This window comes from Mycobacterium saskatchewanense, from assembly GCF_010729105.1.
Classification (GTDB): domain Bacteria; phylum Actinomycetota; class Actinomycetes; order Mycobacteriales; family Mycobacteriaceae; genus Mycobacterium; species Mycobacterium saskatchewanense.
Genome location: NZ_AP022573.1, coordinates 2,991,470 through 3,006,147, shown reverse-complemented (window position 1 = coordinate 3,006,147; position 14,678 = coordinate 2,991,470). Strand labels below are relative to the sequence as shown.

At 68.0% G+C, this 14,678-nt stretch carries 16 protein-coding genes and 1 pseudogene; 9 read left to right on the top strand and 8 right to left on the bottom strand.

The genetic code is table 11. The features are described from left to right. Positions 1-3: 3 nt before the first annotated feature. The 3 genes from G6N56_RS14065 to G6N56_RS14055 form a co-directional block, all read right to left on the bottom strand. Complete coding sequence (locus tag G6N56_RS14065) at positions 4-579, bottom strand: hypothetical protein (protein ID WP_085253872.1); 576 nt, start codon at positions 577-579, stop codon at positions 4-6. A gap of 66 nt (positions 580-645) precedes the next feature. Further along, the gene (locus G6N56_RS14060) at positions 646-2,139 is read right to left on the bottom strand and encodes an alpha,alpha-trehalose-phosphate synthase (UDP-forming) (RefSeq protein ID WP_085253873.1); all 1,494 of its coding nucleotides are present in this window, start codon (positions 2,137-2,139) and stop codon (positions 646-648) included. Next, positions 2,140-2,304 (bottom strand): hypothetical protein, encoded by a 165-nt coding sequence (locus G6N56_RS14055; protein WP_142280413.1) that lies wholly within the window; start codon positions 2,302-2,304, stop codon positions 2,140-2,142. Between the two features lie 61 nt (positions 2,305-2,365). Here G6N56_RS14055 and G6N56_RS14050 point away from each other — a divergent pair, with 61 nt between their 5' ends. The 4 genes from G6N56_RS14050 to G6N56_RS14035 all read left to right on the top strand — a co-directional run bounded on the left by G6N56_RS14050 (position 2,366) and on the right by G6N56_RS14035 (position 5,890). Then, on the top strand, positions 2,366-3,094 hold the full coding sequence (locus G6N56_RS14050; protein ID WP_408632703.1) for an ABC transporter ATP-binding protein: 729 nt from the start codon (positions 2,366-2,368) through the stop codon (positions 3,092-3,094). Then, positions 3,091-3,882 carry an ABC transporter permease gene (locus G6N56_RS14045; protein ID WP_085253875.1) on the top strand — a complete coding sequence of 264 codons (792 nt, stop codon included), beginning with the start codon at positions 3,091-3,093 and terminating at the stop codon, positions 3,880-3,882. The genes G6N56_RS14050 and G6N56_RS14045 overlap by 4 nt, the downstream gene beginning before the upstream one ends. 90 nt (positions 3,883-3,972) lie before the next feature. After that, complete coding sequence (locus G6N56_RS14040; protein ID WP_085253876.1) at positions 3,973-4,905, top strand: enoyl-CoA hydratase; 933 nt, start codon at positions 3,973-3,975, stop codon at positions 4,903-4,905. A gap of 154 nt (positions 4,906-5,059) precedes the next feature. Beyond that, a complete protein-coding gene (locus G6N56_RS14035) occupies positions 5,060-5,890 on the top strand; it encodes an SDR family oxidoreductase (protein ID WP_085253877.1) in 831 nt (276 codons plus the stop codon). On the opposite strand, the gene G6N56_RS14030 is transcribed toward G6N56_RS14035, so the two are convergent. After that, complete coding sequence (locus G6N56_RS14030) at positions 5,873-6,766, bottom strand: NAD(P)-dependent oxidoreductase (RefSeq protein ID WP_085253878.1); 894 nt, start codon at positions 6,764-6,766, stop codon at positions 5,873-5,875. The two genes, G6N56_RS14035 and G6N56_RS14030, sit on opposite strands and share 18 nt — an antisense overlap. Before the next feature lie 65 nt (positions 6,767-6,831). On the opposite strand from G6N56_RS14030, the gene G6N56_RS14025 reads away from it, so the two are divergent. Beyond that, a complete protein-coding gene (locus G6N56_RS14025; RefSeq protein WP_085253879.1) occupies positions 6,832-7,623 on the top strand; it encodes an SDR family NAD(P)-dependent oxidoreductase in 792 nt (263 codons plus the stop codon). Between the two features lie 2 nt (positions 7,624-7,625). Here G6N56_RS14025 and G6N56_RS14020 read toward each other — a convergent pair whose 3' ends face one another. Beyond that, on the bottom strand, positions 7,626-9,170 hold the full coding sequence (locus G6N56_RS14020) for an LCP family protein (protein ID WP_085253880.1): 1,545 nt from the start codon (positions 9,168-9,170) through the stop codon (positions 7,626-7,628). A gap of 274 nt (positions 9,171-9,444) precedes the next feature. Further along, a complete protein-coding gene (locus tag G6N56_RS14015; protein WP_085253881.1) occupies positions 9,445-9,687 on the bottom strand; it encodes a hypothetical protein in 243 nt (80 codons plus the stop codon). An 84-nt stretch (positions 9,688-9,771) separates the two neighbouring features. Here G6N56_RS14015 and G6N56_RS14010 point away from each other — a divergent pair, with 84 nt between their 5' ends. Further along, positions 9,772-10,920 carry a TDT family transporter gene (locus G6N56_RS14010; RefSeq protein ID WP_085253882.1) on the top strand — a complete coding sequence of 383 codons (1,149 nt, stop codon included), beginning with the start codon at positions 9,772-9,774 and terminating at the stop codon, positions 10,918-10,920. Between the two features lie 164 nt (positions 10,921-11,084). After that, on the top strand, positions 11,085-11,255 hold the full coding sequence (locus G6N56_RS29105) for a hypothetical protein (protein ID WP_211287370.1): 171 nt from the start codon (positions 11,085-11,087) through the stop codon (positions 11,253-11,255). Between the two features lie 77 nt (positions 11,256-11,332). On the opposite strand, the pseudogene G6N56_RS29800 reads toward G6N56_RS29105, so the two are convergent. Continuing rightward, positions 11,333-11,416, bottom strand: a pseudogene (locus G6N56_RS29800) (hypothetical protein); the annotation flags it as partial. A gap of 292 nt (positions 11,417-11,708) precedes the next feature. On the opposite strand from G6N56_RS29800, the gene G6N56_RS14000 reads away from it, so the two are divergent. Beyond that, positions 11,709-12,584 (top strand): alpha/beta fold hydrolase, encoded by an 876-nt coding sequence (locus G6N56_RS14000; RefSeq protein WP_180150533.1) that lies wholly within the window; start codon positions 11,709-11,711, stop codon positions 12,582-12,584. A 144-nt stretch (positions 12,585-12,728) separates the two neighbouring features. Next, positions 12,729-13,130, top strand: a complete 402-nt coding sequence (locus G6N56_RS13995) for a nitroreductase family deazaflavin-dependent oxidoreductase (RefSeq protein ID WP_085253883.1) — start codon at positions 12,729-12,731, stop codon at positions 13,128-13,130. Between the two features lie 44 nt (positions 13,131-13,174). Here the strand turns inward: G6N56_RS13995 and G6N56_RS13990 are convergent, their stop codons facing one another. Further along, entirely contained in the window at positions 13,175-14,596 is a 1,422-nt protein-coding gene (locus tag G6N56_RS13990; RefSeq protein WP_085253884.1) for a DHA2 family efflux MFS transporter permease subunit, read from the bottom strand. Positions 14,597-14,678 lie beyond the last annotated feature (82 nt).

Here is a 14,678-nt window from a genome sequence, read left to right as displayed (position 1 = left end):
CGATCAGTAACAGATGGCGATGTCGTTGCACTGCAACGGGTAACGCTGGATCGGGCTGGGTGGCGGGCCGCTGAGCTGCAACGAGAAAGGCTGCTTACTCATTGCCGGCTGCAGGCCGCAGACCGCGCCGTGCAACGAGGTGTGCGTGCCGGCCATCGTCTCGTTGTCGAAGGCGAACGTCTCGGTGGAGGCACCGGTGCCGCCGTTCGGGCACGAGAGGCCGTCGGCGATGTCGACCTTGAAGGTCCACAGCCCACTGACCAGCCGCGCCCTGCCGCTGTAGTTCTGCAGCTTGTCCTGGCGGCTGATTCGCTCGTCGGTCGAGCTCACCACGTTCAGCGCGCAGAAGTCCGCCATGATGTCGGGGTTGGAATAGTCCTTGTAGTAACGGCTTCCGTTGACCTGATCGCAGAGGGCGGTCACCTGCCACGTCACGCCCGACACTCCCGCCTGGTTGAAGGAGTACATGCCGTCCGCCGGTGGCGCGACGGCCCGGGCCGGGTCGCCCGACTCCAGCGCGAAACCCAACACGACCACCGAGAAGATGCCCGCACCGGCGGCCAGCCTTCGACGGATCATGGCATTCCTCCCTTCTCGCTGCATCGAGTATCACAGCGATCGGGTCGTAACACCACGGGGCTGAAGCTATTCGGCGTCGTCCGGGCGCGACTCCGCGAGCGCGTCGAGGAACGACCGCGCCCAGCGGTCCACGTCGTGGGCGAGCACCTGCCGTCGCAGCGACCGCATCCGCCGCCTGCCTTCCTCCTCGGTCTGGTTGAGCGCGGCCTCGATGGCATCCTTGACGCCCTCGGTGTCGTGCGGGTTGACCAGGTAGGCCGTTCGAAGTTCGGCTGCGGCGCCGGTGAATTCGCTCAGGACGAGCGCGCCGCCCAGATCGCTGCGGCAGGCGACGTACTCCTTGGCCACCAGGTTCATCCCGTCGCGCAGCGGGGTGACCAGCATGACGTCGGCGGCGACGAAGAAAGCGATGAGCTCGTCGCGCGGCACCGGGCGATGCAGGTAGTGCACCACCGGGTGACCGACCTCGGCGTACTCGCCGTTGATGTGGCCCACCTCGCGCTCGATCTCGCTGCGCAGGATCTGGTAGCTCTCCACGCGTTCGCGGCTCGGGGTGGCCAGCTGGATCAGGACGGTGTCGTCGCGTTTGGCGCGACCCTCGGCGAGCAGCTCGGAGAAGGCCTTCAGTCGCACGTCGATGCCCTTGGTGTAGTCGAGTCGGTCGACGCCGAGCAGGATCTTGCGGGGGTTGCCCAGTTCGGCGCGGATCTCGCGGGCCCGCCGCCGCACGTCGCGGTGGCGGGCCTTCGCGTCGAGGTCGGCCGAGTCGATCGAGATCGGGAACGCGCCCACGCGGACGGTGCGGTCCGCGAGCTCGACCTCACCGAACCGTGAGCGCACACCGACCGATCCCCGCGACGTGTTGACGCCGATCAACCGTCGCGACAGGAATAGGAAATTCTGGGCGCCGCCGGACAGGTGGAACCCGACCAGGTCGGCGCCGAGCAGCCCCTCGATGATCTCGGTTCGCCACGGCAGCTGCATGAACAGCTCCACCGGCGGGAACGGGATGTGCAGGAAGAACCCGATGAGCAGGTCGGGCCGCAGCTCGCGGAGCATTTTGGGCACCAGTTGCAGCTGGTAGTCCTGCACCCATACCGTCGCGCCCTCTGCGGCGGCACGTGACGTGGCCTCGGCGAAGCGGCGGTTGACCTCGACGTAACGCTCCCACCATTCGCGGTGGTAGAGCGGTTTGACGATGACGTCGTGGTACAGCGGCCACAGGGTGGCGTTGGAGAAACCCTCGTAGTACTGACGGACGTCATCGGCGGACAGCCGCACCGGGCGCAGCTCCAGGTCGTCCTGGACGATGGGCTCGTCATCCTGGTCGAGTTCGTCGTCGGGCCCGTCGTCCGGGACCCCCGCCCAGCCGACCCAGGCCCCGCGCCGACGGCGCAGCAGCGGTTCCAGGGCGGTGACCAGCCCGCCCGGGCTGCGCTTCCATGCGGTGGTGCCGTCGGGAAGCCGCTCCTGATCGACGGGCAACCGATTGGCGACCACGACGAAGTCCGAATTCCCGAACGGGGAAGTCTTCGGTTGTTGCCCGCCCGCGGGAGCCATTTAGGTGTCGAGCTTCGCCGGTCCAATACCGAGCATGGACAGGAACACGCGGCATTCGTCGGCGTCATTCGCGTACGCGGCTACGACTCGCCGCGCCTGGCTTGCGGTGCTGTCGGCCACCGGCTCCACGTCGCCGATTTCCGCCGGGTCAGATTTCGTTGCCATGACACAACTGTAGGCGACGGTTTCGGGTGGTCGCAGCCGTCTCACCAGCAAACGCGTCGTCCTGAGCCGGCGCCGCCGTCGGCGGCATGATGCAGGATGGCGGTTAGTGGATGAGGAGCTGGTGTTCGAGTTCGCCGACGTCGTCGTCGAACGGGACGGCGTCCGGGCCCTGGACGGGCTCACCGCCGCCATTCCCCGCCGTGGCGTGACGGCGGTCTTCGGGCCGTCGGGGTCGGGCAAGTCGACCCTGCTGCGGTTGTGTAATCGCCTGGAGGTGGCGACGAGCGGGCGCGTCCTGTTCCGCGGCGCCGACATCGGCTCGACCGACCCGTTGTGGCTGCGGCGCCAGGTCGGCATGTGTTTCCAGCGGCCCACCCCGTTTCCCGGCACGGTGGCCGACAACCTGCGGGCCGCCGATCCGGGTGTCTCCGACGCACGGATGCGGGAGACGCTCGCGCGGGTCGCGCTGACCGGCTCGTGGCTGGACCGCGACGCCGCCGCGCTGTCGGGCGGGGAGGCGCAGCGCATGTGCCTGGCCCGCACGCTGCTGGCGCAGCCGCAGGTGCTGCTCCTGGACGAACCCACCTCGGCCGTCGACGCGGAAGCGGCCACCGTGATCGAGCGGGCAGTGCGGGACTTGGCCGCGGATGGGATTCCCGCCCTCTGGGTCACCCATGACCCGGCGCAGGTCGAGCGGGCCGCCGACCGGGTCCTGCGCATCGCGCGGGGTCGCGGCCTCGGGATGGGGCCCGTCGCGAAGAGTCCGGGCAACGGGTCGGTCTCCCGGTGAACGGTCAGGTGGGCTGGGTGGGGCTGGCCACATCGCTCGTACTCGTGGCCGCGGCGGCGGCGATTTCGCTGTGGCAGCGGCTGGGGCTCGAGCGGCAGCTGGTGTGGGCGGCGGCCCGCGCGCTGGCCCAGTTGCTGCTCGTCGGTGGGGCGTTGACACTGCTGTTCGCGCCCGGCCGCTCCCTCTGGTGGTCCTGGGCTTGGGTGGCCGGCATGGTCGCCTACGCCGGGGATGTGGCCCGTCGGCGCGCGCCGGAAGTCCCCCGGCTGGCGCCGCTGGCGGTGGCCGCGTTCGCGGCCGCGGCGGTGCTTACGTTGGGCGTGATCTTCGGGTTGCGGGTGTTTCCGCTGCAAGCGCGCACCCTGGTGCCGGTCGCCGGGATGATGATCGGCAATTCGATGACCGCCATGGTGCTGGTGGCGCGGCGCCTGGTCGACGAACTGCGCGACAAGCGCGACGAGGTGGAGGCCCGCCTCGCCCTCGGGCAGCCGTCCCGGCAGGCCGCCGCTCCCTACCTGCGGACCGCGTTGCGGTCCGCGATCTCGCCGCAGATCGAGACCACCAAAGCCACCGGGCTGGTTTTCTTGCCCGGCGCGATGACCGGCCTGATCCTGGCCGGCGTGCACCCCGTGCAGGCCGTGCTGGTCCAGGCCGTCGTCATGTTCCTCATCTTGGGCTCGGTCGCCGCCACCACCGTCGTCATCGCGCTTGGCCTGATCCGCTTGGTGTTCACCCGCGATCATCGGTTGGTGCCGCTCGTTGCGCGGCCCGCCGGCGCCGGCCGCTGATCTCCCTGCGGGCAACGGCTCAACCCTGCCGGGTTCCGGTTACACACTCGCCGTAATGTGTAACAGTCGGATCTGACAGAAGGTGGCGCAATGACACTCTCCGAGCAAGCCAAGACTGAAACCGGTTCCCAGGTGCCCGGCGGCGCCGGGGAGCTGGTGACCTACGAAACCCTGGACGAGGGCAAGATCGCCCGCATCTGGCTCAACCGGCCCGAGGCCCACAACGCACAGAGCCGCGGCCTGCTGGTTCAGCTCGATGAGGCGTTCCTGCGAGCCGAAGCCGATGACACCGTTCGGGTGGTGATCCTGGCGGCGCGGGGGCGCAATTTCTCGGCGGGCCACGACCTGGGATCGGAGCTGGCCATCGCCGAACGGGAGCAGCTCCCGAGCTTCCGCATCAACGGCGGAACCCGCGAACCGGTAATGGAGAAGATTTACCTGCAGGAGTGGCACTACTTCTTCCAGAACACTTGCCGCTGGCGCGATCTGCGCAAGATCACCATCGCTCAGGTCCAGGGTAACGCGATTTCGGCTGCCCTGATGCTGATCTGGGCGTGTGACCTGATCGTGGCCGCCGACAACGCCAAATTCAGTGATGTTGTGGCGGTCCGCTTGGGCATGCCGGGCGTCGAATATTACGCCCACCCTTGGGAATTCGGTCCTCGGAAAGCCAAAGAGCTGCTGTTGACCGGTGATTCGCTCGACGCCGACGAGGCCTACCGGCTCGGCATGGTCTCCAAGGTCTTTCCGGTCGACGAGCTGGCCGACAAGACTTTGGAATTCGCCCGGCGCATCGCCGACCGGCCCACGATGGCGGCGCTGCTCGTCAAGGATTCGGTCAACGCCGCCTCCGACGCGATGGGATTCACCGAGGCGTTGCGGCACGCGTTCCACATCCACGAGTTGGGTCACGCGCACTGGGCCGCCCACAACGAGAACAAATATCCCGTGGGCCTGCCGCCCGAGGTCGAAGACTGGCGCAACGCGAAGCCGACCCAGGTCGCCCGTCGCGATACCCCCTGAGCCACTCTCGGCCGAACTCAAGCATCTCCCGGCCGAACGTCGGGTTGTTGGCGCCGTTTGTCCGGATTGGGCGCAAGAACCCGACGTTCGGCGCCGGCGGGTCGGTGTGACAGCATGCTTGAACCTGTTTCAGTTTCGGCCTGAGGAGCGTTGGGTGCAGCTTTCCTTCGACAACCGGACGTATCTGGTCACGGGCGGTGGCAGCGGAATCGGCAAGGGGGTGGCCGCCGGCCTGGTCGCGGCGGGGGCGTCGGTCATGATCGTCGGCCGCAATCCGGATCGGTTGGCGGCCGCCGTCGAAGAGATCGCGGCGCTCGAGGGCGACGGCGCGATTCGCTACGAGCCCGCCGACATCACCAACGAGGACGAGGCCGCCCGCGCGGTGGATGCCGCGACGGCGTGGCATGGCCGCTTGCACGGCGCGGTGCACTGCGCCGGCGGGTCGGAGACCATCGGGCCGATCACCCAAATCGACTCCGAGGCGTGGCGGCGCACGGTCGACCTCAACGTCAACGGCACCATGTACGTACTCAAACACGCCGCGCGCGAGCTGGTGCGCGGCGGCGGGGGTTCGTTCGTCGGGATCTCGTCGATCGCGGCCAGCAACACCCACCGCTGGTTCGGCGCCTACGGGGTCAGCAAGTCCGCCGTCGACCACATGATGCAGCTGGCGGCCGACGAGCTCGGCGCGTCGTGGGTGCGTGTCAACAGCATCCGGCCGGGCCTGATCCGCACGGATCTCGTTGCGCCCGTGCTGGATTCGCCGGAACTGAGCGAGGACTACCGGATCTGCACCCCGGTCCCGCGGCCCGGCGAAGTTGAGGACGTCGCCAACCTGGCAATGTTCCTGCTCAGCGATGCGGCCGTCTACGTGACCGGACAGGTCATCAACGTCGACGGCGGGCTGATGTTGCGCCGCGGTCCGGACTTCTCCGCGATGCTGGAACCGGTGTTCGGCGCCGACGGCCTACGCGGAGTGGTCTGAACCGATACCGGCGTCGCGGTCGGCGAGCGACGACACCGCCGACCAGTCCAGGTCCCCGCCGCCGGTCGCCACCAGCGTCAGGAAGCGGTCACGCAGCAGGCTGGCCAGCGGCAGCGGTACCTGCAGCTGCTCGGCCGCGGCCAACGCGAGACGGACATCCTTGAGGCCGAGGCGGGCGGCGAATCCGGCCGGCTCGAACTCGCGCCTCGCGATGAGCCCGCCATAGGTCCGATATGCCGGCGCGGCGAACAACGTCGAGGTGAGGATGTCGACGTATTGCTGGCGGTCCACCCCGGCCTTGCCGACCAGCGCGACGGCCTCACCGAGGCTCTCGATGACCGATGCGATCAGGAAGTTGCCGCTCAGCTTCACGAGGTTGGCCGTGTGCGGAAGTTCGGAAACCACGAACGTCCGCTGCCCGATCGCGTCGAACAGCGGCGACAGCGGTTCCAGGACCTCCGATGCGCCCGCAGCGACCACGAAAAGCTTTGCGGCCGAGGCCGCATCGGGCCGCCCGAAAACCGGCGCGGCCGCATACCGCTGGCCAGCCTCGGCGTGCGCGGTCGCCAGGCGCTCGGACAGGGCCACGCTGATGGTGCTCGACGACACGTGCGTGGCGCCGGGCGCGAGCGAGGCCACGATGCCCCCCTCGCCCAGTGTCACGTCCTCGACGGCGCTATCGTCGGCCAGCATGGTGAACACGACCTCGCCCCTGCTGGCGTCGGCGACGGTGCGCGCGGCCGTCGCGCCCTGCTGCACGAGGGCCTCGGCCTTGTCTGGGGAGCGGTTGTAGACGGTCACCTGGTGACCCGCCTTGATCAGGTTCACCGCCATGCCCCGGCCCATGTTTCCGAGGCCCACGAATCCGATTTCCATGCATCCAGCCTGCCCTATCGGGTTCGTCCTTACGATGTTGAGCACGCCGAGCGACGGGAGCAACGATGGACCGACTCGAGGGCAAGCGGATTCTGGTGACGGGCGCCGCGTCGGGAATCGGGCAGGCGACCGCGCTGCGATTGCTCGACGAGGGCGCCACCGTGGTCGCCGCCGACGTTGCCGAGGACGGATTGGGCACCACCCGCGCCGGGGCGGAGGCGGCCGGCAACGCCGACCGTCTCACCACCATGCCGATGGACGTCAGCAGCGAAGATTCGGTGATCGACGGCGTGTGCTGGGCCGTGCAGACCCTCGACGGCCTCGACGCGCTGGTCAATGCGGCCGGCATGCTGCGCGCCGCCCACACCCACGAGACGAGCCTGGACCTGTGGAATCAGATCATCGGGGTGAACCTGACCGGCACCTTCCTGGTGGTTCGTGAGGCGCTGCCGCCGTTACTGGCAAACTCGAGCAGCGCGATCGTCAACTTCAGCTCCACGTCGGCGTCGTTCGCGCATCCATACATGGCGGCCTACGCCGCGAGCAAAGGCGGGATCCAGGCCTTCACCCACTCGCTGGCACTGGAATACGCGCGTGCCGGCCTGCGCGCGGTATGCGTGGCACCCGGCAGCATCAAGTCGGGCATCACCGATGCCACGGGCGGCTACATCCCCAAAGACGCCGACTGGTCACTGTTCACCCGGTTGATGCCCGTTTTGCCGACCACCGTGGAATCCAGCGGCACCGGGATGGCGGATCCCGCCGTCGTAGCCGGCGTGATCGCCATGCTGGTGTCGGACGACGGTGCGTTCATCACCGGCACCGAGATCCGCATAGACGGCGGGACGCACGCGTAGAGCTAGTTGACGCAGGGCACGCCGCCGCCGACTACCGGTTTCCCCTCGTTCGGCGTCGGATAGGTGGTCGCGGTCCCGTTGTAGTAGTACGTGTTCGCCTTGCTGGTCGTCGTGGTGGTGGTGGTGGTCGTCTCGTCCGCGGCCGGGAGCGAGAAGTTGGTGTCCACCACCACCCGGATGTGACCGGGGTCCAGGCTGGGGCTGGGTAGCGCCGGCGCGTCGATGCCCAGCACGTTGGCGACGTTCTGCGCGTCGGTCTCGGCGCCGGTGCCGTATTGCACCGTCGTGGTGGAAGGATCGCCGGATTTGCGGTCGCGCACGGTCCCGGAGGTGTAGCCCTGTTTTTTCAGCGCGCTGGACACCTGGGTGGCCATCCCGCTGATGCTGCCGGCATTGACCACGTCCACGACGGTGGAGGGACTGGGCTTGGCGGCGGTGGTGGCGGGCGTGGTCGACGGTGCGGGGGCACCGATCGCCGCCGCCACCTCGGCCTTGATTGCGGCGGGGTCGATGATGTTGACGTCCTGGCCGTCGATGTTGTCGTAGCGGACCACGGGCAGCGTGCGGAATTCGAGGTTTCCGCCGGCCAGCGCACCCAGCCGCTGGATCAGGTCGTCGTTCCAGCCCGCGGACAGCACGACGTCCTTGCGCGCAACGGCCATCAGGCTCTTGAGCTTGTCGATATTGGTGAAGGTGCCCGAGCTCTGCAATTCCTGCATGACCGACGACAGAAACGCCTGCTGCCGGTGGGTGCGGTCCAGGTCCCCGTTATCCAGGCCATGCCGCTGCCGAACGAACGCCAGCGCCTGCGCCGCGTCGAGTCGCTGCCGCCCGGCCGGGAAGTCCGCGCCGGAGTACGAGTCGTACACGTCGTGGTTCAGGCACACCTCCACGCCGCCCAGCGTCTGCGCCATGTCGAAGAAGCCGGCCAGGTTGACCTCGGCGAAGTAGTCGATCGGGACGCCGGTGAGGCTGCGCACCGCGCGCAAGGTCGCCGCGCGGCCCGCCTCGCGGCCCTTGGTTTCCAGTTCTTTCTGGTCGCCCACGCCCTGGTTGACCAGCTTCTGGGCGACGTACTGCTTGGTCAGCCCGTACGCCTCCTTGATCTTGATGTGGTTGTATCCCGGAACACCGTTGAAGGGCACCCAGTCGTCGCGCGGAATGGAGAACGCCACGACTTTGTCGTCGGCCCCGACGTGCACGAGTATCAATGTGTTGGTGTTGTAGCCGCCGTCTTCGGAATCACCGGCGTGCAGATGCTTGAGGATCGACCAGGGCAGGTCGTTACCGTCCTGGTCTTTGCGCGAGTCCAGCCCGATGAGCAGGATGTTCATGTTGTCGCCGCTGGAACGCGGATCTTCGGGGCGCAGGGCGTCCGAGACGGTGATGCCGCCCAGCGCGCCGTGGGCCACGTAATAGCCCGCCGCGGTCATCAGCACCGCCCCAACCGAAACCAGCGCCATGAAGCTGCGCGTCAGCCCCTTGCGCAGACGGGATGGCTGGCGGACGGCTCGATGGCGGCGATGAGCGCCGCCAGAGCGTGCCATCACAAACCTCGGCTCCGCGCATCACCGCGGACCGCGCAGGCGGTTTGCGGCAAAGTCGCAAGAAGCATGCTGTCAAGTATGCGGGAGCTTGCCGTGCCGGCCCCAATCGAAACTTCGGCCCAACCGAGGATGCGCGCCGGTATGGCGGATCCTCGGCGGGGTTCGTCGACGCCTCTACCAGCACTTTCGGCGCTGGGCACCCATCGCTCGAGACCGCTGGGCGGCGCGTACCGATCCGGTGTCGGCGCGGTCACAGTACGAAACGTGGGGACGCCTAGCGCACCTTCACGGACTCGTCGCCCGACCTGTAACAGAAGCGGATGTCGGTGCCGGTGATGATTTCGGTGAGGTACACCCCGAGCGGCTCGAGCTCGTAGTAGTAGTGCACGTTGCCCCGCGCGTCCAGCGACGTGGCGCACGAGTAGCCGGGCGCTCCGCACCGCTGCTTGACCGGCGTCGCCAGCACGACGAGCACCAGTAGAACTGCGAGCCCGATCGTCACCGGCAGTCTTCCCAATGCGTGCGTGGTTCGCACGGGTTGCGTCACGGTTGGGAGTCTAAGCCGCGCATCCCACCGCCTCCGCGCAGTAGGTTTCCACCTATGGCCACCCCAACTCCGCAAGGCGTCCCGTCGCCGCTGACGCGGGTCGAAGTCCTCGGCAACATCGGGCCCAACTGGTTCGCCTCGGTGATGGGAACCGGGATCGTCGCCACCGCCGGCGCCACCCTGCCCGTCCACGTGGTGGGGTTGCGGGCGTTCGCCGAGGCGGTGTGGGTGATCGCCGCCGTGTTGCTGATCGTCCTGATCGTCCTGGTCGGAGGCCACTGGCTGCGCCATCCCACCGCGGCGCGCAGCCACGCGCGTAACCCGCAGATGGCCCACTTCTACGGCGCCGCGCCGATGGCGCTGATGACCGTCGGCGGGGGAGCGGTGCTCGTCGGCAGCGACCTGCTCGGCGACCGCGCCGCCGTTGACCTGGACTGGGTGCTGTGGACCGCGGGCACGCTGGGCGGCCTGTTCACGGCCGTCAGCATTCCGTTCCTCATGTTCACCCAGCACGACGTCGAGGCGGACGCGGCGTTCGGGGGCTGGCTGATGCCGGTCGTCCCGCCGATGGTGTCGGCCGCGACGGGTGCGCTGCTGCTGCCGCACATGGCGGCCGGTGTCGGGCGGCAAACCATGCTGTACGGCTGCTACGCGATGTTCGGGTTGTCGTTGGTGGCTTCGTTGAACATCATCGCGATGATCTGGAGCCGCCTGGTCCTCTACGGCACCTCCGGATCCGCGCGGGTGCCCACGCTGTGGATCGTGTTGGGTCCGCTCGGTCAATCCATCACGGCGGCAGGGCTTTTGGGCGCCACGGCCGGCCTGGCTGTCGATCACGAGATCGCCGAGGACATGAACGCGTTCGCGATCGTGTACGGCGTCCCGGTGTGGGGTTTCGCCGTGCTGTGGATCGCGTTGGCGACCTCCCTCACGGTGCGCACGTTGCGCCGCGGCATGCCGTTCGCGCTGACATGGTGGAGCCTGACCTTCCCGGTCGGCACCTTTGTCACCGGCACCGCTCAGCTCGCGGGGCACACCCATCTGCCGGCGTTCAGGGCCGCCGCGGCGATCGCTTACGCCGGCCTGCTCTTCACCTGGCTCCTGGTGGCGGTGCGCACCGCCCGGGGCAGCGTCCGCGGCAACTTGCTGAAGTCACCGCCGAGCACCGCGCCCGTCAAGGCCACCAAGCAGCGGGTGTCCTGAACCACGCTGGGGAGCACGAACCCGGCGCGGTTTCGGATCTCGGCGGGTCGGGTAGGCAACGGAAGGCCCCCTCCGGCGCATGGTGACGGACGGTCCGAGTGGCCGGGATTTCCGCAGCCGGAGCGGCCAGCACGATTCAACCGAGCAGACAACGGGGGACAGGCATGCGCGCTGAAGAGGGCGACGAAACCGTCAAGGACTACGCGGCCGAGGGCCGACAAACCCTGAGCCGACTCAAGGGATTCCAGCAGGGCCGACTGGGCGGAGTTGCCCGGCGGTTCGCCAAGTTGTGGCGCGGCGAGCACGGGGCCGCTGATGGCGGGGCGCCGAAGTAGCAACTCCGCACCGTCGGTTCTCCCCCCGCCGCGTCCAGCAGCGCCTCGGTCGCATCGAGGTTCTCCCAGAATCCCGGGCGCCCGAAGTGGCCGTACGCCGCCGTTTCGCGGTACACGGGGCGCCGCAACCTTGGGTGGTCGATCATCCCCCGGGGCGACAGCGGAAAGACGACCGCGCCAGCCGCGCGACCGCGCCATCGGCGAGGCTGCCAGTGCCATGGGCATTCACCATGACGGAGACGGGGTCGCTTGCCCTATGCAGTATCCGAGCTGGAGTAGGCACTCGTCCGCGAGACCCGCGGCCTCGGTGACGGACGTGAACAACATTCCGACGTGAACAACATGTTGGGCGGATACGTCGGCATGGTGGCTGCTCCGACTCCGGGATGCCACGCTGCGTGGTATTGGGTGATCCGCCGCGGGCCGCGATGCCGTGCGATTTAGTATCACGTGATGACGACGGCAGCGGAACCGTTCTCGATCCAGGGTCCCGGCGGCGTTCGCATCGTCGCCGATCGCCTGGGCGATCCTTCGGCGCAGCCGGTGGTGTTCCTGCACGGCGGCGGGCAGACCCGCCGCTCATGGGGAAAAGCCGCCGCCGCGGTGGCCGAGCGCGGTTGGCAGGCCGTCACCATCGACCTGCGCGGGCATGGCGAATCGGACTGGTCGACCGACGGCGACTATCGCGTCGTCAGCTTCGCCGCCGATGTCTTAGAAGTGCTGCGCAACCTGCCTCCGCGCCCGGTGCTGGTGGGCGCCTCGCTCGGGGGGTTCACGTCGATGCTGCTGGCGGGCGAAATCGCGCCTGGCATCGCGAGCGCCGTCGTGTTGGTCGACATCGTGCCGAACATGGACCAGTCGGGCGCGAACCGGATACACGCCTTCATGGCCGACCGGGTGGAGTCGGGCTTCGGATCGCTCGACGAGGTCGCCGACGCGATCGCCGAGTACAACCCGCACCGACCACGACCTACCGACCTGGAGGGCTTGACGACGAATCTGCGCCGCCGCGGCGACCGGTGGTACTGGCACTGGGACCCGCAATTCATCAGTGGCACCGCGGCGTATCCGCCGTTCGAGGTCACCGACCCCGATCGGATGCATGCGGCCGTCGAGGCCATCCTGGAGGGCGGCGTGCCCATGCTCCTGGTTCGGGGCCAGATGAGCGATCTTGTCAGCCAGGAACGCGCCGACGAATTCCTCGAACGGTTCCCACAGGTCGAGTTCACCGATGTCCGCGGCGCCGGGCACATGGTCGCCGGCGACCGCAATGACATCTTCGCCGGAGCGGTCCTCGATTTCCTCCGCCGACACGTCGGCACCGACTGACTCGATCGACGTCGCTGCGAGATCGCTTGGCTTCTCGACCATTTCGCGGGGTGACCTCGGTGGGGTCCAAAGGCCCTAGGAACTCGCCCGCCGCCAGCCCTACCGTGTTGTCGAAAGCGACGTATCGGATCCAAGGAGCCCAGCATGGTGATCGACACGCTTCGGGTGTTCAACAAGCACGTAATGAACCCCGTCATGATGCTGCTGGCAGGCCAAAAGTATTGGTACGCGGGGGTTATCGAACACACCGGCCGGCACTCGGGCAAGGCGTACAGCACCCCGGTCGTGATCGAGCGTGTTGGTGACGGCTTCATCATCCCCCTTCCCTATGGCACTCAGGTGGATTGGCTGCGCAACGTGCTGGCGGCGGGCCGCGCTACGCTGCGCGTACACGGGGAAACGTACGGGGCCGTCGAGCCCGAGATCATCGACGCGGCGGCGGCGGGCGGGCAGCTCTCCCCACGTCGGCAGCGGGAATTCGCCCGGTTCCGGATTCGCAATTACCTGAAGCTCAAGGCCGAGTCGGTGCCCGCCACACAGAACTGATTTCTGCCTCGCGGCGGGAAAGTCTTTCGCGCGCAACCGCCGGGCTAGTTTGCCTGGTTCGGCAGGAACGACGCCGGGACCGCCGCCGTCGCGAGCAACAGCAACGCAACCAGGAAGGCGCCCGCGTAGGCCTGTGACATGGCGGGGGCGGCGTGGGTGGACCTGACGGTCAAGATCACCGACATCAACGCGGCCCCGATCGACGCCGCCATGTGGTGGTTGACGTTGAACAGCGTTGACCCGTGCGCAATTTCGGCGTGCGGTAACGCGTGCACGGCCGACCGGGAAACCGGGGTCATCATGCAGCCGCTGCCGATGCCGAACAATGTGAGCCCGACAATCAGCTTCGCGGTATCTCCCGTCACCCCGCAGATCAACGCGGCCAGGCCCGTTACGCCGAGCATCGTGCCCGTCAGCACGACGCGGCGCGGACCATACCGTTCCATGAGCCGGCCCACGATCGGCATCACCGCGGCGGCACCCAGCGTCTGCGGTACAAGCAACACCCCGGCCTGCAGCGGCGTCTTCCACATCACCTGCTGAAAATAGCCGGGAAGGAGCAGGCAGGTTCCGAAGAATGTGACGGCGAACAAGAACCTGACGGCGTTCGCGGCAGCGACGTTCCGGTGTCTGAGCAGGCGCAGGTCGATCAGCGCAAGCTTGGGGCGACGGAGGGCCCGCACAATGAATGCGCCGATCAGCAGCACTCCGAAAGCGGTCGGCACCGCGACGTGCGGGTCGGCGACGGCGAATCGCTCCGGAAGTCGTGAAAGGCCGTACAGGAGCAGCGCCAAGCCAGGTGACAGCAACAGGGAGCCGACCCTGTCGAGCGCCTTCTTGGGAGCCGGGACGTCCTCGGGCAGAACGAATCCCGCGACTATCAGGGTCATCAGTCCGATGGGGACGTTGATCAGGAAGATCGCGTGCCAGCCGAACGAGCCGATCAACCAGCCACCGACGATGGGACCATAGATCGGGGCCAGCAGGGCCGGAAGCATGCTGACCTGCAGCACCCGGCCCACCCGTTGCGGACCGGCCGCATGCGCCAGGATGTCTAGCTGCAGCGGCATCAGCGTTCCGCCCGCAAGCCCCTGAAGCACCCGAAACGTCACCAGCAGCGCGACGTTGGGCGCTTGGGCGCACAGCAACGACGCCCAGGAGAACAACGCCACAGCTCCCAGAGCGAGCATTTTTGCGCCGACCCTGCCGGCGGCCCAGCCGGTTATCGGGATCGCCGCCGCCAGCGCCAGGCCGTAGCCCGTCGCGGTCCACGCGACGGCGGCCGGAGTCGACGAGAACTGCTCGGCGAAGGTTCGTTGCGCCACGTTGGCGATCGTGGCGTCAAGCGTTACCAGCGCGGGCAGCAGTGTGCACGCCAACGTGATGAGGACGAGCCTGCCCGGCCGGGCGGCGGAAAACCCTGCCGCGGGATACGGCTCGGCGTCGCCGGCACTGGTGAGAAACATGGGCAGAGATTCCGTCTGGCCTCTTGTGAGATCCTTGACGGATCCTTGGAGGCCTTCAGGCTCGGCGACTTTCCCGTTGGCC

What these genes read in the sequence shown, in the direction of transcription:
- G6N56_RS14065 (WP_085253872.1), bottom strand. Translation starts at nt 579, where the DNA reads ATGATCCGTCGAAGGCTGGCCGCCGGTGCGGGCATCTTCTCGGTGGTC.
- G6N56_RS14060 (WP_085253873.1), bottom strand. Translation starts at nt 2,139, where the DNA reads ATGGCTCCCGCGGGCGGGCAACAACCGAAGACTTCCCCGTTCGGGAAT.
- G6N56_RS14055 (WP_142280413.1), bottom strand. Translation starts at nt 2,304, where the DNA reads ATGGCAACGAAATCTGACCCGGCGGAAATCGGCGACGTGGAGCCGGTG.
- G6N56_RS14040 (WP_085253876.1), top strand. Translation starts at nt 3,973, where the DNA reads ATGACACTCTCCGAGCAAGCCAAGACTGAAACCGGTTCCCAGGTGCCC.
- G6N56_RS14030 (WP_085253878.1), bottom strand. Translation starts at nt 6,766, where the DNA reads ATGGAAATCGGATTCGTGGGCCTCGGAAACATGGGCCGGGGCATGGCG.
- G6N56_RS14025 (WP_085253879.1), top strand. Translation starts at nt 6,832, where the DNA reads ATGGACCGACTCGAGGGCAAGCGGATTCTGGTGACGGGCGCCGCGTCG.
- G6N56_RS14020 (WP_085253880.1), bottom strand. Translation starts at nt 9,170, where the DNA reads ATGGCACGCTCTGGCGGCGCTCATCGCCGCCATCGAGCCGTCCGCCAG.
- G6N56_RS14010 (WP_085253882.1), top strand. Translation starts at nt 9,772, where the DNA reads ATGGCCACCCCAACTCCGCAAGGCGTCCCGTCGCCGCTGACGCGGGTC.
- G6N56_RS29105 (WP_211287370.1), top strand. Translation starts at nt 11,085, where the DNA reads ATGCGCGCTGAAGAGGGCGACGAAACCGTCAAGGACTACGCGGCCGAG.
- G6N56_RS14000 (WP_180150533.1), top strand. Translation starts at nt 11,709, where the DNA reads ATGACGACGGCAGCGGAACCGTTCTCGATCCAGGGTCCCGGCGGCGTT.
- G6N56_RS13995 (WP_085253883.1), top strand. Translation starts at nt 12,729, where the DNA reads ATGGTGATCGACACGCTTCGGGTGTTCAACAAGCACGTAATGAACCCC.
- G6N56_RS13990 (WP_085253884.1), bottom strand. Translation starts at nt 14,596, where the DNA reads ATGTTTCTCACCAGTGCCGGCGACGCCGAGCCGTATCCCGCGGCAGGG.